3 protein-coding genes are annotated in these 1,445 nt (G+C 41.2%); all 3 read right to left on the minus strand.

The features are described from left to right. Window positions 1–14: 14 nt before the first annotated feature. Window positions 15–611 (minus strand): class I SAM-dependent methyltransferase, encoded by a 597-nt coding sequence (locus PL85_RS18045; RefSeq protein WP_115340175.1) that lies wholly within the window; start codon window positions 609–611, stop codon window positions 15–17. 157 nt (window positions 612–768) lie between these two features. Next, entirely contained in the window at window positions 769–1,056 is a 288-nt protein-coding gene (locus PL85_RS18050; RefSeq protein WP_013868556.1) for a type II toxin-antitoxin system RelE family toxin, read from the minus strand. Then, a complete protein-coding gene (locus tag PL85_RS18055) occupies window positions 1,046–1,297 on the minus strand; it encodes a type II toxin-antitoxin system Phd/YefM family antitoxin (RefSeq protein WP_017038856.1) in 252 nt (83 codons plus the stop codon). Before PL85_RS18055 ends, PL85_RS18050 begins: the two co-directional genes overlap by 11 nt. Between the last annotated feature and the right edge of the window lie 148 nt (window positions 1,298–1,445).

A 1,445-nucleotide genomic window follows, 5' to 3' on the forward strand; every position in this document is an offset into this window, starting at 1 on the left:
TCTTGAAGCGTTTGTTATGTACGTTTCACCGCCACCACGGAATATGTGTGCCAATGCTTCGATCTACCCAATGAAGTTTTAGCATTTTCATCACGTTCAAAGAACCTGACTATTTCAAAGTCAGAGAACAAACCCTTTACCTCTAACTCCGATAAAGGTGTTGTCGGGCTACGATAGTTTTCAGCCCAACTGTCTTTGAAACCCATGAAGTCACCCGAAAATACCCCACCGACTTCAATTGAAGATTTAATGTTGCGCCAAGTCGTTTCAAACTGGTTTGGGTCAGCAAAGAACAGACTAGAATTTGCGATAACAACACCAGATTTTGGATAGTCAAAAGACTCAAACGAAGACTCTGAAATGTCCACTAACGACCTTGAACCAAACCTGTCTCTACAAATAGCAACCGAATCAGGATTTATATCGAAGCCATGAACTCGAAAACCCTGTTGTTCTAGATACTGGATATCGCTGCCTGTTCCACAACCACAGTCAGTAGCTACTTTGAGATTTGATTCATTGAGACGAACTGCAAACTCAGTACGTTTTAAATGCGGACGAGATAGTGCTTTTTCGTAGAACTGACGCCAAATTTCAGCATTTTTATCCATAAGTTTCTGATTTTCCGTAAAAGTACATAACGCCGCGTTAAGTGGTGAGCAACGCCACCACGAAACCTAACCATACCACCTTAAACACAAAACCCAACGATGAAATGAAAAATGCCAAGCGTTGGGAATCTGTCTTAAACGCTTTGTTATGCTGCTGTTACGAGAACCTCGATGCTAACTTTTTGTACACTGCATCTTTGTCCCGTTTTCCAATAGCCAACACATACACCACGATTTCATCGTCAATAACTTCATAGGCTAAACGATAGCCTGCTGTACGTAGTTTGATCTTGTAAACTGAGTCGTAGCCACGAAGTTTAGACGAAGGAACATGTGGATTCTCTAGCCGCTCTTTAAGCTTCTTTTTGAACTGACTTTGAATTGGTGGAGCTAACTTGCTCCATTCTTTCTTGGCAGCTGGTAGAAATTTAAGCTTATAAGTCATCGATATCTACTTCCACCGCTTCAGATAACTCACCGCGGCGACTTTCAACTAGTTTAGCAAGCTCGTAGTCATCGAGCATATCCATTAGAAACTCATAAGTTTCTGCTGGGACAAGATACGCTGCTGGCTTATTGTGGTTTAGAATAGCAATGGCAGAACCATCAGCTTCATTTAGCAAAGCGGTTGGATTTTTCTTTAACTCAGAAATACTTGCTGAACAATCAGCTAAAACCTGTCTCATAACAACACCAATTAAGTATTTAAATAAGTGCTTATTTTAGGCCTTATTTTCAGTCTTGGCCAGAAGTTTTTGATTGCAGCATAACGCCCAATTAAGTGGTGAACAACGCACTGGCCAAGCCGCTGTATTGCACCGTAAAACACTTTAC

This window comes from Vibrio anguillarum, from assembly GCF_001989995.2.
Taxonomy (GTDB): Bacteria; Pseudomonadota; Gammaproteobacteria; order Enterobacterales; family Vibrionaceae; genus Vibrio; species Vibrio anguillarum.